This window comes from Thiobacillus sp. (assembly GCF_030696885.1).
Classification (GTDB): Bacteria; Pseudomonadota; Gammaproteobacteria; order Burkholderiales; family Thiobacillaceae; genus Thiobacillus.
Genome location: NZ_JAUYRI010000021.1, coordinates 26177 through 45798, shown reverse-complemented (window position 1 = coordinate 45798; position 19622 = coordinate 26177). Strand labels below are relative to the sequence as shown.

The window sequence follows — 19622 nt, the reverse complement described above, 5'->3', positions numbered from 1 at the left end:
CGACGGCACCGCGCTGCTCGGCGACGACTATACGGCGGGACTGGTTTTCAGCAACGGCGTGACCCTCAGTGGCGGCAACGTCACGGTCCCGGCCGGCGTCACCAGCTTCACGGTCACGGTGCCCACGGTCGACGATGCGATCTACGAACCGACCGAAGCCTTCAATCTGTCGGTCGGCGGCGTCGCCGCCACCGGCACCATCACCGATAACGACGCGGCACCGGTTTTCAGTATCGCGGATGCCTCGATCACCGAGGGCGGATTGATGACCTTTACGGTCACCCGCAGCGGCGATGCCCAGGCCAGCCAGAGCGTGAACTTCAGCACCAGCATCGGCGGCAGCGACACCGCCAGCACCGCCGACTTCACCGCCAACTCGGGCACGCTGACGTTCGCTACCGGTGAAACCAGCAAGACCTTCACGGTGCAGACGACGCAGGATACGATCAACGAGGGCAACGAGACCTTCACCGTCAGCCTCGCCGGCGCCACCGCCGGTGCGACAATCAGCACCACCAGCGGCACCGCGTCCGGCACCATCATCGACGACGACACATCGACCTTGAGCATATCGAGCCCGAGCGTGGCGGAAGATGGTGGCTTTGCGCAATTCACGGTCAGTCTGTCCAATGCCAGTACCCAGAGCACCACATTAAGCCTGGCACTGACCAACGGTACGGCAACCGGCGGCGGTGTCGACTACGGCAGCACCGGTGCGGCCAATCTGCAGGTCTCGACCGACGGCGGCGCCACCTGGGTGAACGCGACCAGCGTCACTATTCCAGCACTGCAAACCAGTGTCCTGGTCCGCACGCCGATCATCAATGACACACAGGATGAGCCTAACGAGACATTCACCCTGACCGCTACGCGTACGGCAGGCACCTCGCTGACCAACGTCGGCGGTGCGGCGGCCGGCACGGCAACCATCACGGACGATGACCCGACACCCAGCCTCGTCATTACAGACGTGACGGTCAACGAAGGCGCAGGCACCGCAAGCTTCACCGTCACCCTGAGCGCGGCAAGCGGTCAGACCGTGAGCGTGAACTATGCCAGTGCAAACGATACGGCAACCAGCGGCGCGGGCAATGACTACACCGCAGTGACCGGCACGCTTACCTTTAATCCCGGCGTGACCAGCCAGACCATTACGGTGCCGATCCTCAACGATGCAGTGTACGAAGGTTCGGAACAGTTCTTCATCAACCTTTCAGGCGCAACCAATGCCACGATTGCGGATGCTCAAGGCGTCGGCACCATCCGCGACGATGGCACCGGCGGACCGCCCGGGACCGACAACGATACGCCGACCCTGAGCGTGACGAACACAACCGTAGATGAGAGTAGCGGCTTTGCGCAATTCACGGTCAGCCTGTCCAATGCCAGTGCCCAGAGCACCACATTAAGCCTGGCACTGACCAACGGTACGGCAACCGGCGGCGGTGTCGACTACGGCAGCACCGGTGTGGCCAATCTGCAGGTCTCGACCGACGGCGGCGCCACCTGGGTGAACGCCTCGACGGCGACAATTGCAGCAGGTTTGATCAGTGTCATGGTACGCACACCGGTCATCAGCGATGCACTGGATGAAGCCAACGAGACCTTTACCCTCACCGCCACACGTACGGCAGGCACACCAGTGACCAACGCCGGCAGCGCAGCCTCCGGCATGGCAACCATCGTAGACGATGATCCGACACCCTCGCTCATCATCAACAATGTGACGGTCAATGAAGGTGCGGGCACCGCAAGCTTCACGGTCACCCTCTCTGCCGCATCGGGGCAGACGGTGAACGTAAATTATGGAACCAGCAACGGCACCGCCACAGCAGGAGCAGACTTCACTACCGCCACGGGCAGTCTGACGTTCAATCCGGGAGTCACCAGTCAGACCATTACGGTGCCGATCCTCAATGATGCGATCTATGAAGGCTCAGAAACCTTCAACGTCACCTTGAGCACCCCGACCAATGCCACGATCGCCACCGCGACCGGCGTCGGCACCATCCGTGATAACGGCACCGGCGGACCGCCCGGGACCGACAACGATACGCCGACTCTGACAGTGTCGAGCCCGACTGTGGCGGAAAACGGCGGTTTCGCGGTCTTTACCGTCGCCCTGTCCAATCAGAGCACGCAGACCACCACATTAAGCCTGGCGCTGGCCAACGGCACGGCAACTGGCGGCGGTGCGGACTACGGCAGCACCGATGCAACCAATCTGCAAGTCTCGACCGATGGCGGCACCACCTGGGTGAACACGTCCAGCGTCACTATTCCAGCACTGCAAAGCAGCGTCCTGGTCCGTACGCCGCTCAACAACGATACGTTGGTGGAAGGCAGGGAAAACTTTACGCTCACGGCGACGCGTACAGCAGGTACCCCACTGACCAACGCCGGCGGTGCGGCGGCCGGTACGGCAACGATCACGGATGATGATACTTTCAGCGTTTCGGCAATCACGGGTGACGACGACGACGTCGACGAAAACCGCGATGCCAGCGGCACAAACGATATTGCCTACACGGGAACCATCAGCAATGTAGCGCCCTCGGTCGTTCTGTCCATCAATGACGCAGTGGCATCGGGGCTGACATCCAACGGCCAGGCGATCAGCTATTCCTGGAATGCAGGTACACAGACCTTAACCGCAAGCACCACTAGCGGTACGGCATTTACCGTAACGCTGAATGCAAGCAATAGCGGCTATACCTACAAGCAGTTCCTGGCGATTGACCATACAACCGTAGCAGGTGAAAGCCACAGCCTCACTATTCCCTTGACACTCATTGCCAAGGAGTCAGGCGGCACCACGATTACAAGCTCGACCCTGAATATCACCGTTTTTGACGATGCGCCCGCGGTGAGTGGCGCCAAGGCAATCTTGGCAGACAACGACGGCAGCCATTTTGAGTCGGGATTCCTGGCGCAGGCCACGTTATCCAATGACGTTACAAGCGTGAGCTGGACCACCACCGGTCTGCCCAACCTGGTATTCGAAGGCAAAGCCGTTCAATACGTGGATAACGGAAATGGCACCCTGACCGGGCAACTGGCCGATGGCACAGTCATTTTCCGCGTCGCAATCAACACAGCGGTCGTGGACGGCAACAACAGCCCTCAGTACACCTTCGAGCTGCTCAACACGCTTGGACGTCTGGGTGTGGCGGGTTCGGAAAACAACTACACGGTCATTTCGGGTGGCAACAACAGCAATCTTGACCTGGGCTTTGGTGGCTTCCTGATCGACCAGATGACCGCTACGGAAAATGGCTCTACAGCCACAGTCAACACCAACAATGGCTGGGTTGGCGTCGCGGGTAACTGGTTTGATCCAGGCGACACGCTGTTCATGAACTTTATCGACCCTTCTGGACAAGCCGGGCAGGTAACGGGCCTCAACATGTTGGTAGAAGGCCAAGGCAGCGGGGCCTATACCCTGAACTGGACCGTGACTGCTGCAATTGATGCAGTGGGGAATACGGTGACCTACTCAGGCAGCACCTCCGGTGCGGGGAATGCAGACGTACCATTCACCATTCCATTGCAAAATGGTGCGCTGTATTTCACCAACCTTACCGTCAGCGCCCCAGCAGGCTCAGGCGACTTCAGGATTTCCTTCGCGACCATTTCAGCAAACAACTACTTTGCTGATATCGCGTTGCCCTTGAGCTATACCCTGACCGACGCTGATGGCGACACGGCTACTGGCGCAATGAATATTGCGCTCGACACCAATGCCCCGCCTGTCATCGATCTGGACACAAACGACAGCAGCGGTGCGACAGGTACAAGTTATCGGGCCACCTACACTGAAAACGGTGCGGGCATACCCATTGCCGATGCAGACGTGCTCATTTCCGATGCGGATAGCACCACACTAGCCAATGCAACAATCCGTCTTACCAATGCGCAGGCTGGCGATGTTCTGGCTGTCGGCACGTTGCCCGCTGGCATCACCGCTAGCATCAACACGTCGGTAGCAGGCCAGATTACGGTCACGCTTACGGGCTCATCGTCGCTGGCGAACTATCAGGCAGCTATTCAGGCGGTTACCTACCGCAGCACCAGCGATGACCCAAGCACGATAGACCGCAATATCGACGTCACCGTAAACGATGGGAAGGCAAGCGCTTCTGCTTCGACGACGATTACGGTCGTTGCGGTCAATGATCCGCCGGTCAACACGGTGCCGGGGGCGCAGACTACGGCCGAGGACACGGCAAGGGTATTCAGCACGGCCAATGGCAATGCGATCACCGTGTCCGATCCGGACGCCAGTAGCCTGACCACGACCTTGACTGCCGCCAATGGCATTCTGACCTTGGGCTCGACTGCCGGTGTAACCGTCACCGGCAACGGCACCGCAACGGTCACCCTTTCGGGCTCGTCTTCCGCTATCAACACGGCGCTGAACGGGACGGCTTTCACCCCCGCAACCGACTACAGCGGTAATGCTCAATTTACCGTCAGCACGTCGGATGGCACGGCGACCGATGTCGATACGGTGAATATAACGGTCACCCCTGTAGCCGACATGCCAACTGTATACGCGCATCTCAGCAGCAACGGGATGATCGCATCGGCTTCCAACAACCTCTTCACCGCCGATTTCAACTCGGGCGGATTGACCGGGTGGACAGGTAATGGCCTCTTTGGCAACAGCTTTGCCGAGATTCCAGGCGGTACCGGCAAAGGCTCGAGCGAAGCCGCGTTGTTCAATTCTGTGGCGTGGAGCGGACAGACCGGTAGCAACACCAATGAGGAAGCCAACTTCTCGGCCCGCTGGGCCGTCAGGACCAATAGTGGCGAATCGGCCAATGGGACGCCGTTTGCCGTCTACAACCAGAGCGGTGCCGCTGGTTCCGACGATGCGCAAGGCTTCCTGCAATACACCGGTTCGGCCCTGACGACTGCCGAAAAGACATCGACAAGCTACGTCATCAATACGCAGATCTATGCGGATGCCAACTCGGCGCAGGCCAACGGTGTCGGATTTGTGTTCGGCTACCAGAACGACAGCAACTATTTCCTTGCGCGCTGGGAAAACCCAAGCCCCGATTACGCGCCCGGTGGATCGCTGTTCAATAGCTATCCGGGGCAATATCAGGAGCTTTCGCTGGTGCAGATCGTAGGCGGCGTGCCGATCGACCTCGCGCGGGCCGTGTTCAATGGCGACGACTGGTTCAGTCTGCGGATTGCTGTCAGCGATACGGGTATCGCTGTCACCGCAGTCGATCTCACCAGCGCAGTGACCACCAGCCTGAACTACAGCTACGGCTCGGTCACAGGGGGCGCCACGACCGCGCCGCCACTCAGGGAGGTCGGTTTTTATTCCTTCGACAACGACTCGGCAGTACGCTTCGACAGTCTGACCATCGATGCCGGCGTCTACAGCTACACGATGAAAACCATCACGAACCTGAGCGACACCGATGGCAGCGAGACGCTCTCAGCGATCACGCTGACGGGCCTTCCGTCTGGCGTCACGCTGACGAATGTGACGACCGGCACGGCCATTGCTGTCTCGGGCGGGACTGCGACCGTACCCCGCGGCGACGATGTGACCATGCTGTCGCCAACCCCGCTGACCAATGCCCAGATCAATGGCATGACGGCATCAGTCACTGCGACCGAAACCGTGGGTGGCAGCACTGCCACGAATTCGTCTTCGGTCAAACTGGACGTGCTCGGGACCAGCAGCGCGGACACGCTCAATGGCGGCACGGGTGACGACTGGATTTCCGGCGGCGCCGGCAACGATACACTCAGCGGCGGCAGCGGCAACGACGTCCTGATCGGCGGCGCCGGCAACGACACGCTGACCGGCGGCCTTGGCGCCGACGTCTTCAAGTGGGAACTCAGCGACCGCGGCACGCCGGGCACTCCGGCAGTCGACACCGTCACCGATTTCGACAGCGCGGTGAACAGCGACAAGCTCGATCTACGCGACCTGCTGCTGGGCGAAAGCCATGACGGCACGGATGCGGGCAACCTCTCCGACTACCTGCACTTCGAGGTGTCGGGCAGCAATACCGTCATCCAGATCAGCAGCACCGGCGGCTTCTCGGGCGGCTACAGCGCGGGCGCGACCGATCAGCGCATCGTGCTGAACAACACCGACCTCACCGGCGGTGGCACGCTCAGCGCCGACCAGCAGATCATTCAGGACCTGCTGAGCAAGGGCAAGCTGATCACCGACTGATGAGCCACCCTGCCTGCTGTATGCTGATGCCAGACGCTGATAAAAGGGGTAAAGCGTGCCTTATGTAAAACGTGACGAACAGGGCCGGATCTCCACGCTGAGCCTGGTGCCCGAAAGCGGGCTGGAAGAGATCCCGGCCACCTCGCCGGAGCTGCTCGATTTCATGCGCAATGCGGGCATGGAACAAAGCACGCTGCAGCAGTCCGACATGCGGCTGGTGCGGGTGCTGGAGGATTTGATCGATCTGCTGATCGACCGCGATGTGATCCGCTTTACCGACCTGCCGTTGCCGGCGCAGGAAAAGCTGATGGAGCGCCGCTCGATGCGTCAGTCGCTGGGCGCGCTCGACCTGCTCGGCGGCGCCAACGAAACCATCTGAGCCGGCGAGCCCGGTTCAGCCGAGCACGATGCCCGGCCCCGTCATGCCCTTGAAACCCAGCTCTTTCAGGCATGCAGCTTCCTGCTGATTGAGCACACCCTCAGCGATGGTCATCATGCCCATGGTGTGGGCAATCGTGCACAGGCCGCGCAGGAAGGTCTGGTTGCCGGGACTGTGGTCGATGTCGCGAATGATCGCACTGTCGATTTTCAGGTAGTCGAGCCCCACGTCATGCAGCTCGCCGATGTGGCATATATGGCTGCCGGCATGCTCGAGGCCGATGGTGCAGCCCAGAGGTTTGAGCGTATCGCAGAACATGCGGAACTCCCGGGCATGGCGATAGGCGACAAACTCCGGGATATCGATCCAGAGTTTTTTCGCCAGCGTGCGGTTGCCCCTGAGTGCCCGGTAATAACGCGCGCCCAACACCGGATCACATACGGATTGCGGCGACACGTTGATGCAAAGTGGACCCTCGTTCGCTTCCAGCCAGTCGAGCGCGCGGTCAAACACAGCCTGGTCGATACGCTCCGCCAGCCCCAGCCGGCTGGCCCAGGGCATGAAGGACTGCGCCGACATCCACTCGGACCGCTGTACGTTCTGCATGCGCGCCGGCGCTTCGTAATGAATCAGCGCCCCCTGCGCATCCAGCACCGGGTAGGTCACAAACTGGATCCGCTTCTGATTGATCGCCGTTTCGATCAGCACCTTCCAGGCGGCGGCCATGCTGGCAACCGGCTTCCATTCCCCTTCCGAATCACCTGTCTCGATCGCGCTGCCGCCTTCCATCTCGGCACGGGCCAGGGCCATGTCGGCACGCGACAGCACCTGCGATATCGGGTCGCCATGCCGGTAGACGGCAGCACCCAGCAGCACGGTGCGCTCCGCAGCCGCGCTCGGATCGCTGATCGACAGCTGCACCCGTGCACTGATCCGCTTTGCCAGCTCCTCGACCGACTCCGCATTGGAGGCAAGTACCGAGAAATCGGAACCGTTCAGGCGTCCAATCAGGCAGGATTCGTCCGCGCAGCAATCCTCTAGCGCACCCGCCACCCGTGTCAGCAGCGCATCGGTAGCCTCCCGCCCCAGCGTCTTGTTCAGCCCGATCAGGTCGGGCAGGCGCAGGATGAACAATGCGCCGGCTGGCGCTGCGCTTTCGTCTTCCAGCGCATGCTGCGTCTTCTTCAGGAAATGTTCGCGGTTGAGCACGCCAGTCAGCGCGTCATGCTGAGCCCCGCGACGCAGCTGCTCGAGCCGCGCCGACTCTTCGTCGAGCATGCTGCGCACCTGCGACGACAGGGTATTCATCGCACGCACCACGCTGCGAAACTCCCGCGTGCGCGGTTCGTCGATCGTGATGAAACGGCGTGCACCGATCGCCTCGGCCTGCCTGACCACGTCGCCCAGCGGGCGGGTAATGACCCGCAGCACCAGCGTGCCGATCAAGCCGCACAGCAAGGCACTGATCAGAAACCAGCCAAGCAACCTGAGGTTGCCGTGCCACAGCGCCTCATGGGCGAAGCGCTCGTGGCTGACCACTGTCAGCGTGCCATACTGCCGCCAGCCGTCCTGAACCTGGGCCACGCCGGGCTCGGTATTGAGGGGAATCATGCGGACAAACCAGGCCGGTATCTTGTCGGCGCCGGCCTCGCTGACTTTTTCCACCATCGGCGTGCCGGTGGGGGACACCAGGCTGATCCGCTTGTAGTGGCCGATGTCGAACTGGGCGGACAGCAGCAATTCGATCAGGACCGGGTCCTTGTCGATCTGCGACATCGACAGCGCCAGCGAATTGGCATTGTCGACGTTCTTCAGCCGCAGCTGATCTTCCAGATAGGTTTTTGCCGACCACGCACTGACCAGAAAACTGATCCCGAATGCGAGGGTCATGATGGCCGCGATGGCAATCCAGAGCTGCTTGTTGAGTGTCATGACGTTTCCCTGGGCACAAGATGGTTCATTCGATTCCTTCTTCACGCATCCGGACAAGCAGCGACTGCCATTTCGACAGCCGCTGCGACCCGCTGGCGGCACGCGGTACCACCCCACCTACCCACAGCCCCTCGGTGTTGAAACCGAAGATCGTGGTCAGGTCAGTGCGGCGCGATGCAGGCCGAATGTCCGAAATCAGGTTGTCCAGGACCAGCGGCTCGGCGTCTGGTGCCGGATAATAGCTCAGGACCATATGCGCCTGGACCAAGGCGCTTCGCGGTCCTCCGATGCGTGCCTTGACGTAGGTGAGCCGCATCTTGCCGGACGGCACGCCCAGCAGCTTCAGGGTCACATACTTGGCAATCGCAAAATCCTCGCAGTCGCCTTCCCCGCGTCCGAGCGTTTCCAGTGGCGTTGCCCAGTAATCCGGCTGGCCCCAGATCTCGCTGTCCTCGCCGAAACGGGTTCTGCGGTTGAAAAAATCATTTACCCGCTGCAGCTTGATGGCATCGGTCTGTTGCGCCGACTGGGTCACCAACTCGCGCCAGGCCGTCACCGCAGTCTTTCCCGATTCGCCATAACGCTGGCCAGCCAGGGTCAGCATGCGGTCCAGATCGGACTGGGCATACACCAGCCCCACGCCGAGAACCAGGAAAACAAATCGTTTCCAGAAGGCAAATTTTCCGACGAAGGGTCGATAATTCAGCATCTATCCGTCAGGCAGCGTGAATATCAGCGCGCAGGATGGCCGCTGAATCCATCGAATAGCAGCACCACACACACAGGACGCAGGCTGCCATGCAACTCAACATCAGGCAAAGCCGGCGTGCCCGGCACAGCCGAGGCGATGGGGAGAGCTCATGAGGTTTGTGCGGACAGGGCAGCCATGCTGGCGCCATAGCTGGTATGATTTTTGCGCATGACTTCCGGCATCACTCAATATTATTCAAAGTTAACGGACATGTTCCCCGAGGCTGAAGGAATGACCAGAAGAAAAACAGCGCTGTGCCTAATTGCATCGATCGTGGGCCTTCTTTCGCTCTCCGCTTTCGCCCAGCAACCGGCCACGCTTCAGGATGTGGTTAAAAAAGCCATTGTAAGCAACCCGGAAGTGCAGGCCCGCTGGCATGCCTTTCTCGCTGCCGGCCACGAGCAGGACGTTGCGCGCGGCGGGTATTTCCCGCGCCTGGACCTCACCTCGGGCGTGGGCCGCGAAAGCCTGAAGCAGCCCAATCTGCCGACCACCCAATATACCCGTCGTGGCGCGGCACTGACGCTGAACCAGATGCTCTACGACGGCTTTGCCACCCGCGACGAAGTCACGCGGCTAGCACACGCCAGGCTGGTGCGCTACTACGAGGTGCTCGACGCGTCCGAGACGACTGCGCTGGAAGCCACGCGCGCCTACACCGACGTGCTGCGCTACCGCGAACTTTCACGGCTGGCGCAGGAAAACTTTGCCCAGCACGATCAGGTGTTTGGCCAGATTCAGGAACGCGTGCAGGCCGGCGTCGGCCGGCGCGTCGACCTCGAGCAGGCCGGCGGCCGTCTGGCGCTGGCGCAATCCAACATGCTCACCGAGGCCAGCAACCTGCACGACGTCAGCGCGCGCTATCTGCGTATCGTCGGCGAATTGCCGCCCGGCGAGATGATTGCCCCCGCCCTGCTCGACCAGGGCATTCCGCCCGACGTCGAAGCCGCCCTCAAGCTCGCCTATCAGGGCAGTCCCGCGTTCAACGCGGCCATCGAAAATGTGCGCGCAGCGCAGGCCGAAGCACGCGGCCGCCAGTCGAATTTCCACCCGCGCATCGATCTGCGTGCCAGCAAGGATATTTCCTACAACCAGGAAGGCATTGCCGGGCGGCGCGACGACCAGGTGATCGAACTGGTGCTCAACTACAACCTGTTCAAGGGCGGCTCCGATCGCGCCCAGGCGCGCCAGTATGCCGAACAGCTGGCGCAGACCAAGGAACTGCGCGACAAGGTTTGCCGCGACACGCGCCAGACGCTGTCCATCGCCTACAACGACATCCAGAACCTGAATCGCCAGTTGGGCTACCTCGACCAGCACCAACTGGCCATCGAAAAAGCGCGCGAAGCCTATCGCAAGCAGTTCGACATTGGCCAGCGCACTCTGCTCGACCTGCTCGACACCGAGAACGAATACTTCCAGGCACGCCGTGCCTACGTGAATGCCACCCACGACCATGCCATCGCCCATGCGCGCACGCTGGCCGGCATGGGCACGCTGCTGTCCGCGCTCGACGTCGGGCGTGACGGAATGCCCACGCCGCAGGAACTGGGGCAGGACAAACAGGGCGTCGACACCGACGGCCAGTGTCCCGCTGTCGCCCCGGTGAGCGTGGCGGCGACGCAATTCCAGCCGACGCCCCGCACGCCCGCAGCCAGCGCGGCACAACCGGTCGTCCCGGCCGCCGTTGCGCCGGTTCCGGCCGTGCCGGCCCAATCCGTCCAGCAGGCGCTGGACAGTTGGGCTTTGGCCTGGTCGGCCAAGGATTTCCCGCGCTACCGCGGCTATTACGCGCAAAGCTTCGCCCCCGAAAACGGCCGCACGCTGGAGCAATGGGCCAGCGATCGCGCCGTGAATCTGGCCCGCCCAGGCAACATCACGGTCGGCATCGACAGTCTCAAGGTCGAGACCCTGACAGCCGACCGCGCGGTGACCGAGTTCCGCCAGACCTATACCTCGCCCAACTACCGCGATGTTTCAATCAAGCGACTCGACTGGGTGCGTGAAGGCGATCGCTGGAAAATCCAGCGCGAGCGGATGATCGGCGCCCCGCAGCAGGTCTGGGTACCGGACCTGATGAAGCCCAAGCCCAAAAAGAAGCGCGCAAGCAAAGCGGCCAACGACTGCAAGTGCGACTGACGAAGGCGTAAAAACAGGCGCCCGGCAACAGACCGGCGCGTCGGAGTACGGCAGCCTGTTAAAATGGCGTCCTGCTTCGTACCTGCTCCGCCTTCCCGATGGAATCCATTCCGACCGCACCGGCACACACCGGCGATCCCGCCCTGGTGCGCGACGTCAAAAAGCGCCGCACCTTCGCCATCATCTCGCACCCCGATGCGGGCAAGACCACGCTGACCGAAAAGCTGCTGCTGTTCGGCGGCGCGATCCAGATGGCCGGCACGGTGAAGGCGCGCAAGAGCGGCAAATACGCCACCTCCGACTGGATGGAAGTCGAGCGCGAGCGCGGCATTTCGGTGGCGAGCTCGGTGATGCAGTTTTCCCACGGAGACTGCGTCTTCAACCTGCTCGACACTCCAGGTCACAAGGACTTCTCGGAAGACACCTACCGCGTGCTGACCGCGGTCGACGCCGCCATCATGGTGGTCGACGCCGCCAAGGGCGTCGAAGAGCAGACCATCAAGCTGCTGGAAGTGTGCCGCCTGCGCGACACGCCCATCATCACCTTCATCAACAAGATGGACCGCGAAGTGCGCGAGCCGCTGGAACTGCTGGACGAGATCGAGTCGATCCTGAAAATCCAGTGCGCACCGGTGACCTGGCCAATCGGCATGGGCAAACGCTTTCATGGCGTATACCACCTGATCAACGACGAAATCCTGCGCTTCAAGGCCGGCGAAGAGAATGCCGGTCAGCAGTTCGAATCGCTGCAGGGCCTGGGCGATGAGGCGCTGCGTGAACGCTTCCCGCTCGAAGCCGATACCCTGCTGTCGGAAATCGAACTGGTGCGCGGCGCCGGCGTCGGATTCGAACTGGATGCCTTTTTGAAAGGCAAACAGTCGCCGGTGTTTTTCGGCTCCGGCATCAACAACTTCGGCGTGCGCGAAGTGCTGCGCGCGCTGGCCGACTGGGCGCCGCCGCCGCAGCCGCGCGAGGCCGTCGAGCGCGTGGTCGATCCCACCGAGCCCAAGTTCACCGGCTTCGTGTTCAAGATCCAGGCCAACATGGATCCGCAGCACCGCGACCGCATCGCCTTCTTCCGCGTCTGCTCCGGCCGCTATACGCCCAACATGAAAGTGCGCCACCGTCGCACCGGCAAGGACATGAAAATCGCCAACGCCGTCGTCTTCATGGCCAACGAGCGCACCCGCATGGAAGATGCGGTGGCCGGCGACATCATCGGCATCCACAACCACGGCCAGCTGCATATCGGCGACACCCTGACCGAGGGCGAGGCGCTGCAGTACAAGGGCATACCTTATTTCGCGCCCGAACTGTTCAGCCGCCCGCGCCTGCGCGACCCGCTGCGTGCCAAGCAACTGAACAAGGGTCTATTGGAACTCGGCGAAGAAGGCGCAGTGCAGGTGTTCGAGCCCTTCGTCGACAACACGCTATTGATCGGCGCGGTCGGTCAGCTGCAGTTCGAAGTCGTCGCCCATCGTCTGAAAACCGAATACGGCGTCGATGCCAGCTTCGAGAACGCCGGCATCTACACCGCGCGCTGGGTCACCTGCCCCGATGCCGCACATTTGGCCGAATTCACCAAGGCCAACACGCTCAAGCTGGCGAAGGACGTCGACGGCAACCTGGTGTATCTGGCGGATACGCGGGTGAACCTGCAACTGGCGCAGGAACGTTGGCCGAAGGTCGCGTTCCACGACACGCGCGAGCATGGGCAGGTGATGGGTTAGTCGCTCGCGCCGCACGTCAGGCAAGCCCACACTGCTCGCAAGGACTGAACGGGGGCCTGGCCGTTTTGGACAGGCAACGGCGTGCGCCCGACTTTGCTATACAAAGAGCGCGCCCGCCGCCATGGCTGGAGCCGCAAAACAAATAGCGAGGCAACCGTCATGATCAGCCCCAAGCGCATATTCGATTTGGGCCGCAAGGCCGTCGCGGCCTACATGGCCGATAACGCGATGAGCATGGGGGCGGCGATCGCCTATTACACGACATTCTCGCTCGCCCCGCTGCTGGTGATCGTGATCGCCGTGGCCGGCGCGCTGTTCGGTCGGGAGGCGGTAGAGGGACAAATCGTGACGCAGCTCGGCGGGTTGATCGGCCATGAAGGCGCGGTCTTCGTGCAAACCTTGCTGCGCAGCGCCAGCGATACCGGGCGCGGCATGGTAGCGGGGTTGGTGAGTCTGGCCGTGCTGGCAATCGGCGCTACGACTGTATTCGCCGAGTTGCAGCGGGCGATGGATCGCATCTGGAACGTGCCTGAGTCTGTCAAGCCTTCGGGCATCTGGGCACTGCTGAGGACGCGGCTGCTGTCTTTCGGGCTGATCCTGGGGCTGGCATTCCTGCTGATGCTGTCGCTGGTCGTCAGCGCTGGCCTCGCCGCGCTCGGCCAGTGGACCGACGGCCTGATGCTCGGATGGGAAACTGTGCTTCAGTGCCTCAACATGCTGGTGTCGGTGTTCATCAGCACCTTGCTGTTCGCGATGATCTTCAAGCTGATGCCGTCTGTCCGTATCGCCTGGCGCGACGTGTGGATCGGCGCGGGGGTGACCGCCGTGCTGTTCGAGATCGGCAAGCTGCTGATCGGACTGTACCTCGGCAAGAGCGCCGTGACCGAATCCTTCGCGGCCGCAGGCTCGCTGGTCGTGCTGCTGGCCTGGGTGTATTACGCCACGCAGATTTTCCTGCTGGGGGCGGAATTCACCAAGGTGTATGCGAACGAGGGCGGTTCGCTGAAAGCCGGCGCGATGCCCGACCCAGGTGACACGCGCCCCCGTCCGCCGTCTCCGGACTAAGCGGCTTCCAGATTTTCATCTCGATCAGGCCGCCACGGGGCAGGCGCTGACGGTGCCGCTTGAGCAGTCGGCTTATATGTGGGCATTCTTGCCCCGATACTTAAGATTCAGGCTCGGCTGTCCAGGTCGCCGCGCCCGATTCGATCGGCAGCTTGTGGGCCAGCCGAAGCGCCCGCAGCATGGACCGCTTTTTCGCCTGGTGCGCATGCATCCGCCGCAGGATGTCGTCCAGCGCCCGCACGGCGCTGAGGACATAAGGCCCCTTGTTGAGCATGACGCATTCGGCCCGTAGCCCCATCGCGGCATCGGTGATCTCGGCGCGCGAAGGTCGGCCTTCCTTGGCGAGCGTTTCCAGCACCTGAGTCGCCCAGATCACGGGGACGTGTGCCGCCTCGCACAGCCACAGAATTTCCTCCTGAACTTCCGCCAGCCGCTCGAAGCCGCACTCGACGGCGAGGTCGCCGCGGGCGATCATCACCCCGCACTGGGGCGCACGCATGGCGGTCAACAGCATGTCGGGCAGGTTCTCGAAGCCGCGCCGCGTTTCGATCTTGAGCACGATGGCCGGCTGCCGGCTCCCCAGGCTTGCCAGCCGCGCTTGAAGCGCGGCAACGTCCTGGGCGCAATTGGCGAAGGACAAGCCGACGATGTCCGCATGCTGGGCCACGAAGGGCAGGTCCTCGATGTCCTTGTCCGTCATGGCTGCAATGCGCAGGTCGCTGTCGGGCAGGTTGATCCCCTTGTCGGCGCGCAAGTTGACGGCCCTCAAGTATTCCTGCGTGATGCGGACGCGCACCTGCGACGGTTCCACTTTTTCGATGACGCCGCCGATCTTGCCGTCGTCGAACCAGATCGTCTCCCCCGCCCGCACGTGCTCGAAAACGTCCGGAATGGTGCAACCGATCATCGCCGGGGTCAGGAGTGCGCCCATGCTGTCGTAAGTTGCCGCGCGTCCCGGCTTCAGATCGCGGGTCACGATCAGCAGGTCGCCCCTTTGCAGGGCAATGGCGGTATCTCCCGGCGGCAACGCGCCGAGTCGGCACGCGCGCGCATCCGCGTCGCCTTCACCCGGCGCCGCCTGAAGACGCGTCCCCGGGACGAGGTAAGCAGTGCGGCCCGCTTCCGCCCAGCATCCCTGATCGGTCACGTCGACAATCTTGAAAGTGCGACGGGAATCCCGGGCATCGGTGAACTTCACGACCTCCCCGACCTGCAGCCGGGACAGCCAGTCGGACGGCACGGGCAGGCACGCACTCGCCGGCGAAGGCGGCTGCACAGGGGCGTCTTCCGGGCTCAACCAGACCCGCGCCGGCGCCGTGACCCGCCCGTAGGCATCGCGGCGAGGGTGGATCCGGATCACGGCGGGACCGGGTTCCAGCGGACCAGTACGCAACTTTGGACCGGCCAGATCCATGAATACGCGGCAGGCGCGTCCCAGCGCGCGCTCCGCCTGTTTCAAATGCTCGATCATGCGGGCCCAGGCTGCGGCATCGTCGTGCGCGCAATTGATGCGCATGCAGTCCATGCCTTGCTGCAGCAGATGATGAACCAGCAGATAATCGTCGGCCGCCTCGCTCGGCATGGTCACCATGATCCGCACCGGACGGCCGTTCGTCGCCGGCCCGAGCAAGGCGTCGGTGTGTTCGGCCAGCAGGCGCTCGCCGCGAGCGAACTCAAATTCGTCTGACGCCCGCGGAGCGTCCTGACAGGCGCCTCGTACAAGGGTGCCCAGCACCCGCAGCACCGCATCAACCGATGCCAGAACATTTGACTCGGCACGTCCGAGTGAAGACACCCCCATCGCGGCCAGGGCGCGCTGCAGCGGTCGCAGGTCGCGGCGCCGCAGCGCCAGGTAATGCAGGAGATTGCGGGAACTGTCACGGTAATTCGCGTGAATATCGGCAAGATGCGGCTGCGTCCTGGACTCGTTGGCGAGCATGTCCGCCCGAATGCGCGTGAGTTCCGTAAGGGCCAGCTCCACGCCCGGCGAATCCGGGCAGACCGGGTTGGGGCCGCTTGCCTCGGCGACCGTCATCGAAACCGCCTAGTGGACCGGCTTGAGCGCATAAACGCCCGTCGAACGGGACATGTCGAGATTGCGCACCAGGACCACTACGTTATGGGTGTCGAGGTGGTTGATGAACACTTCGCTGGCAAAAATCCGGCCATCGCGGCACCGGGCCTGGAAGGCAAAGGCGCAATGGCAGAGGAAGGCCAGACGCGAGTTGATGCGGCCTTCCTGAACCAGGTCGGCATCCGGCAGCTGCGGCAGGAGAACGGAAATGGGACGGCCGATCAATTCGTCCGGCCGATAGCCGAATACAGGCTCGCACGCCCGGCTGCAATCGCGGATCACGCCCAGATCATCCAGGGTCAGTGTTGCCAGATCGATGGCCCGCAGGCCGGAACTCTCCGACGGGGCATGTGGGTGGGGGTGAGGGGTTTTCAGCTGCAGGCTGCTTGCTCTCTCCATGGCGGACTCCAGTGCAAACAATGTTCCAGTGGGACTGAAATTTTGACGCCTGAAAATGAAGCATTCGTGACCCAAAAAAGAAGCTTTTTTTGCATGCTTCTCTTGCGCAAAGCGCGTGTAGCCTACCGGCCCGATTGTTACAGGCCGAGGTAGCCAATCAATCGCATATGGGTGTAGCTTTGAACCTGAGTTTCTAAAAATGAAGGAAACGTTGCGATGAGAAAACCCGCGGATGAATACCTCGAAAAAGCTGGGCAGCTGAAGCAGGAGGAAACCGAGCGCTTGTTGGCCAGAATGCGGACCAAGCTCATGCGCAGACTGGAAGACAAGAAAATGAGCGTGCAGGAAGCCGTGGCCATTCAGCTCGAAATCGAAGACGAGGAGCTGCAGGAGTGGCGCGCGCGTATGGCCGAAATCAGCAAGAAATCCAAGCAAAAATAGCAGCCGTGCCGACCGGATCGGCGACGCGCGCTGAAGTAAAGTCACAGGTGTCATCACCTTACAAAAACCCTAGCTGCCCGGTAGCCTGCATGCCGGCAGTCACACTCTAGCGCCCATGTCCGAAGCAACAAGCAAGACCGAAACCTTTATCCACAAGCCGCGGGTGGCGTATTTCTCCATGGAAATCGCGATGGAGAGCGATATCCCGACCTACAGCGGTGGCTTGGGGGTGCTGGCGGGCGACACCCTGCGCGCCGCGGCAGACATCGGGGTGCCAATGGTGGCGGTCACCCTGGTGTCACGGGCCGGCTACTTTCGCCAGGCGATCGATCCGCAGGGCCGGCAGGTCGAACTGGCCGACGACTGGGACCCCGCCCGCTACACCACCCGGCTGCAGGCCACCGTGGCGCTTGAGCTGGAGGGTCGCCAGGTGTGGGTGGGCGGCTGGCTCTACGTGCTGAATTCCTGGGTCGACGACGGCGTGCCGATCCTGCTGCTGGATACCGATTTGCCGGTGAACGATCCGCGCGACCGCGACATCACCCGCCATCTGTACGGCGGCGACGAAACCTATCGAATCAAGCAGGAAGCGGTGCTGGGCCTCGGCGGCATCGCCATGCTGCAGGCCCTGGGCTTCACGCTCATGGGCTACCACATGAACGAGGGTCATTCGGCCTTCCTCACCCTGGCGCTGCTTCGGCGTTTCACCCATCCCCACGAAGGCCTGCGGCCCGGCGAAAGCCCTTACGACCTGCCGCGTGTGCGGGAACTGTGCACCTTCACCACGCATACGCCGGTGGAAGCGGGCCACGACAAATTCGACTACGACCTGGTGCGGCGCATCTATGGCGACCAGCTGGACCTGGGCACGATCAAGCTGCTGGCCGGCGAGGACAGACTCAACATGACCCGCCTGGCCCTCAACCTCTCGGAGTACGTGAACGGGGTGGCCAAACGGCATGCCGAGGTCTCCCGGCAGATTTTCCCGGGCTACGCGGTCCACGCGGTCACCAACGGCGTGCATGCCTCCACCTGGACCAGCCCCTCCTTTGCCGAGATGTACGACCAGCATGTGCCGGGCTGGTGCCATGAGCCGGAGCTCCTGACACGTGCTGACCGCATCCCGGACGAGGTGCTGTGGGCGGCGCACCAGGAATCCAAGCAGACGCTGATTGGCAAGGTGCGGGAACTCACCGGCGTGAGCCTTGCCCTGGACCAGCCCATTCTCGGCTTTGCGCGGCGCATGACGGCCTACAAGCGCGCGGACCTGATGTTCACCGACCTTGCCCGTCTCAAGGCCATCGCCAGAGAGCACCCTTTCCAGATCGTCATGGCCGGCAAGGCTCACCCGAACGACACCGCGGGCAAGCAGCTCATCGAGATGCTGCACGCCCACATGCGCGAGCTGGCGGAAGACATTCCCATGGCCTTCCTGCCCGACTACGACATGGCCTTGGCGCTGCACATGGTGTCCGGATCGGACCTGTGGCTCAACACCCCGCTGCGACCCCTGGAAGCCTCCGGCACAAGTGGCATGAAAGCCGCATTCAACGGTGTGCCCCAGTTCTCGGTGCTGGACGGATGGTGGGTGGAAGGCTGCCTGGAAGGCGTCACGGGCTGGGCAGTGGGCGACGACACCCCCACCGCCAACGGCCACGATGCCGTGGCCCTGTACGACAAGCTGGAACAGGTGATCCTGCCGCTCTGGTACGAGGACCGTCCGGGCTGGTCCGCCGTCATGAAAGGCGCCATCAGCCGGAACGCGGCCTACTTCAACAGCCACCGCATGATGCGTCGCTACGCCACCGAAGCCTATCTGAGATAAACGCTTCTGCAACCGGGGTGCGGGATCGTGCGCCGCTGTCATAAATCCTTAACTTGAGCGCGATTTAAAACTATATAAACTGTTTATTTCGTATCGTTATTTGGAGTCCAGACATGGCAGAAAACGACAAGAAACCGACCGACGCGCAAGCCACGAAACCCGCGGCGAGCCCTGCGCCGACCGCCCAGAAAACCGTGGCCGCCAAGCCCGCCGCACGGCCCAGAAAACCCGCCGCAGCCGCGCCTGCAACCCGAAGCAAGGCAACGGCCGCAACGGCGAAAAAACCCGTCGCACGCGCCGCTGCCACAAGAAAATCGCCACCGGTCAAAAAGGCTGCAAGCAAACCCGCGCCCCTGGTTGCCAAAACGGCCAAGGCCGGCAAGCCCGTCAAAGTGAAAAAACCCAAGCTGGTCCGTGACAGCTTCACCATGCCGGAAGGTGAATACGCGCTGATTGCGGCACTCAAGAAGCGCTGCCTCGCTGCGGGCGTGCCGGCGAAAAAAAGCGAGATCCTGCGCGCAGCCGTGGCGAATCTGGCGAAACTGAGCGACGCCTCGGTCGCTGCAGCGCTGCGTCGCCTCGACGTCATCAAGACCGGACGCCCCGCCAAAGGGAACAAGTAAGCCCGCTTGTTTAAGCCGGAATACCTCCGGGCGTTCGCCGCGCCCGGCCGGCTGAA

12 protein-coding genes are annotated in these 19622 nt (G+C 62.3%); 8 read left to right on the top strand and 4 right to left on the bottom strand.

From position 1 onward, the window contains the following. Positions 1-58 precede the first annotated feature (58 nt). Together Q8R61_RS10855 and Q8R61_RS10850 are read left to right on the top strand one after the other, a co-directional pair. Complete coding sequence (locus Q8R61_RS10855) at positions 59-6208, top strand: Calx-beta domain-containing protein (protein WP_305537089.1); 6150 nt, start codon at positions 59-61, stop codon at positions 6206-6208. 55 nt (positions 6209-6263) lie between these two features. Then, positions 6264-6587, top strand: coding sequence for a hypothetical protein (locus Q8R61_RS10850; protein ID WP_305537087.1), 324 nt, complete (start codon positions 6264-6266; stop codon positions 6585-6587). Between the two features lie 15 nt (positions 6588-6602). On the opposite strand, the gene Q8R61_RS10845 is transcribed toward Q8R61_RS10850, so the two are convergent. Both Q8R61_RS10845 and Q8R61_RS10840 read right to left on the bottom strand, forming a co-directional pair. Further along, positions 6603-8519, bottom strand: a complete 1917-nt coding sequence (locus Q8R61_RS10845; protein WP_305537085.1) for an EAL domain-containing protein — start codon at positions 8517-8519, stop codon at positions 6603-6605. Positions 8520-8544: 25 nt separating this feature from the next. After that, on the bottom strand, positions 8545-9150 hold the full coding sequence (locus tag Q8R61_RS10840) for a transglutaminase-like cysteine peptidase (protein ID WP_305537083.1): 606 nt from the start codon (positions 9148-9150) through the stop codon (positions 8545-8547). 288 nt (positions 9151-9438) lie between these two features. Between Q8R61_RS10840 and Q8R61_RS10835 the strand changes: the two genes are divergently transcribed. The 3 genes from Q8R61_RS10835 to Q8R61_RS10825 all read left to right on the top strand — a co-directional run bounded on the left by Q8R61_RS10835 (position 9439) and on the right by Q8R61_RS10825 (position 14204). Beyond that, positions 9439-11409: a TolC family outer membrane protein gene (locus Q8R61_RS10835; RefSeq protein ID WP_371133607.1), complete on the top strand. Its 1971-nt coding sequence runs from the start codon at positions 9439-9441 to the stop codon at positions 11407-11409. 98 nt (positions 11410-11507) lie between these two features. Then, on the top strand, positions 11508-13139 hold the full coding sequence (locus tag Q8R61_RS10830; RefSeq protein ID WP_305537079.1) for a peptide chain release factor 3: 1632 nt from the start codon (positions 11508-11510) through the stop codon (positions 13137-13139). 81 nt (positions 13140-13220) lie between these two features. Then, positions 13221-14204 (top strand): YihY/virulence factor BrkB family protein, encoded by a 984-nt coding sequence (locus Q8R61_RS10825; protein WP_305537077.1) that lies wholly within the window; start codon positions 13221-13223, stop codon positions 14202-14204. Between the two features lie 100 nt (positions 14205-14304). On the opposite strand, the gene Q8R61_RS10820 is transcribed toward Q8R61_RS10825, so the two are convergent. Together Q8R61_RS10820 and Q8R61_RS10815 are read right to left on the bottom strand one after the other, a co-directional pair. Continuing rightward, the gene (locus tag Q8R61_RS10820) at positions 14305-16239 is read right to left on the bottom strand and encodes a pyruvate kinase (protein WP_305537075.1); all 1935 of its coding nucleotides are present in this window, start codon (positions 16237-16239) and stop codon (positions 14305-14307) included. Between the two features lie 9 nt (positions 16240-16248). Next, positions 16249-16677, bottom strand: a complete 429-nt coding sequence (locus Q8R61_RS10815; RefSeq protein ID WP_305537073.1) for a PAS domain S-box protein — start codon at positions 16675-16677, stop codon at positions 16249-16251. 216 nt (positions 16678-16893) lie between these two features. Here Q8R61_RS10815 and Q8R61_RS10810 point away from each other — a divergent pair, with 216 nt between their 5' ends. The 3 genes from Q8R61_RS10810 to Q8R61_RS10800 all read left to right on the top strand — a co-directional run bounded on the left by Q8R61_RS10810 (position 16894) and on the right by Q8R61_RS10800 (position 19566). Then, the gene (locus Q8R61_RS10810; RefSeq protein WP_305537071.1) at positions 16894-17118 is read left to right on the top strand and encodes a hypothetical protein; all 225 of its coding nucleotides are present in this window, start codon (positions 16894-16896) and stop codon (positions 17116-17118) included. Positions 17119-17233: 115 nt separating this feature from the next. After that, entirely contained in the window at positions 17234-18943 is a 1710-nt protein-coding gene (gene glgP, locus Q8R61_RS10805; protein ID WP_305537069.1) for an alpha-glucan family phosphorylase, read from the top strand. Positions 18944-19056: 113 nt separating this feature from the next. Continuing rightward, positions 19057-19566 carry a hypothetical protein gene (locus Q8R61_RS10800; protein WP_305537067.1) on the top strand — a complete coding sequence of 170 codons (510 nt, stop codon included), beginning with the start codon at positions 19057-19059 and terminating at the stop codon, positions 19564-19566. Positions 19567-19622: the final 56 nt, after the last annotated feature.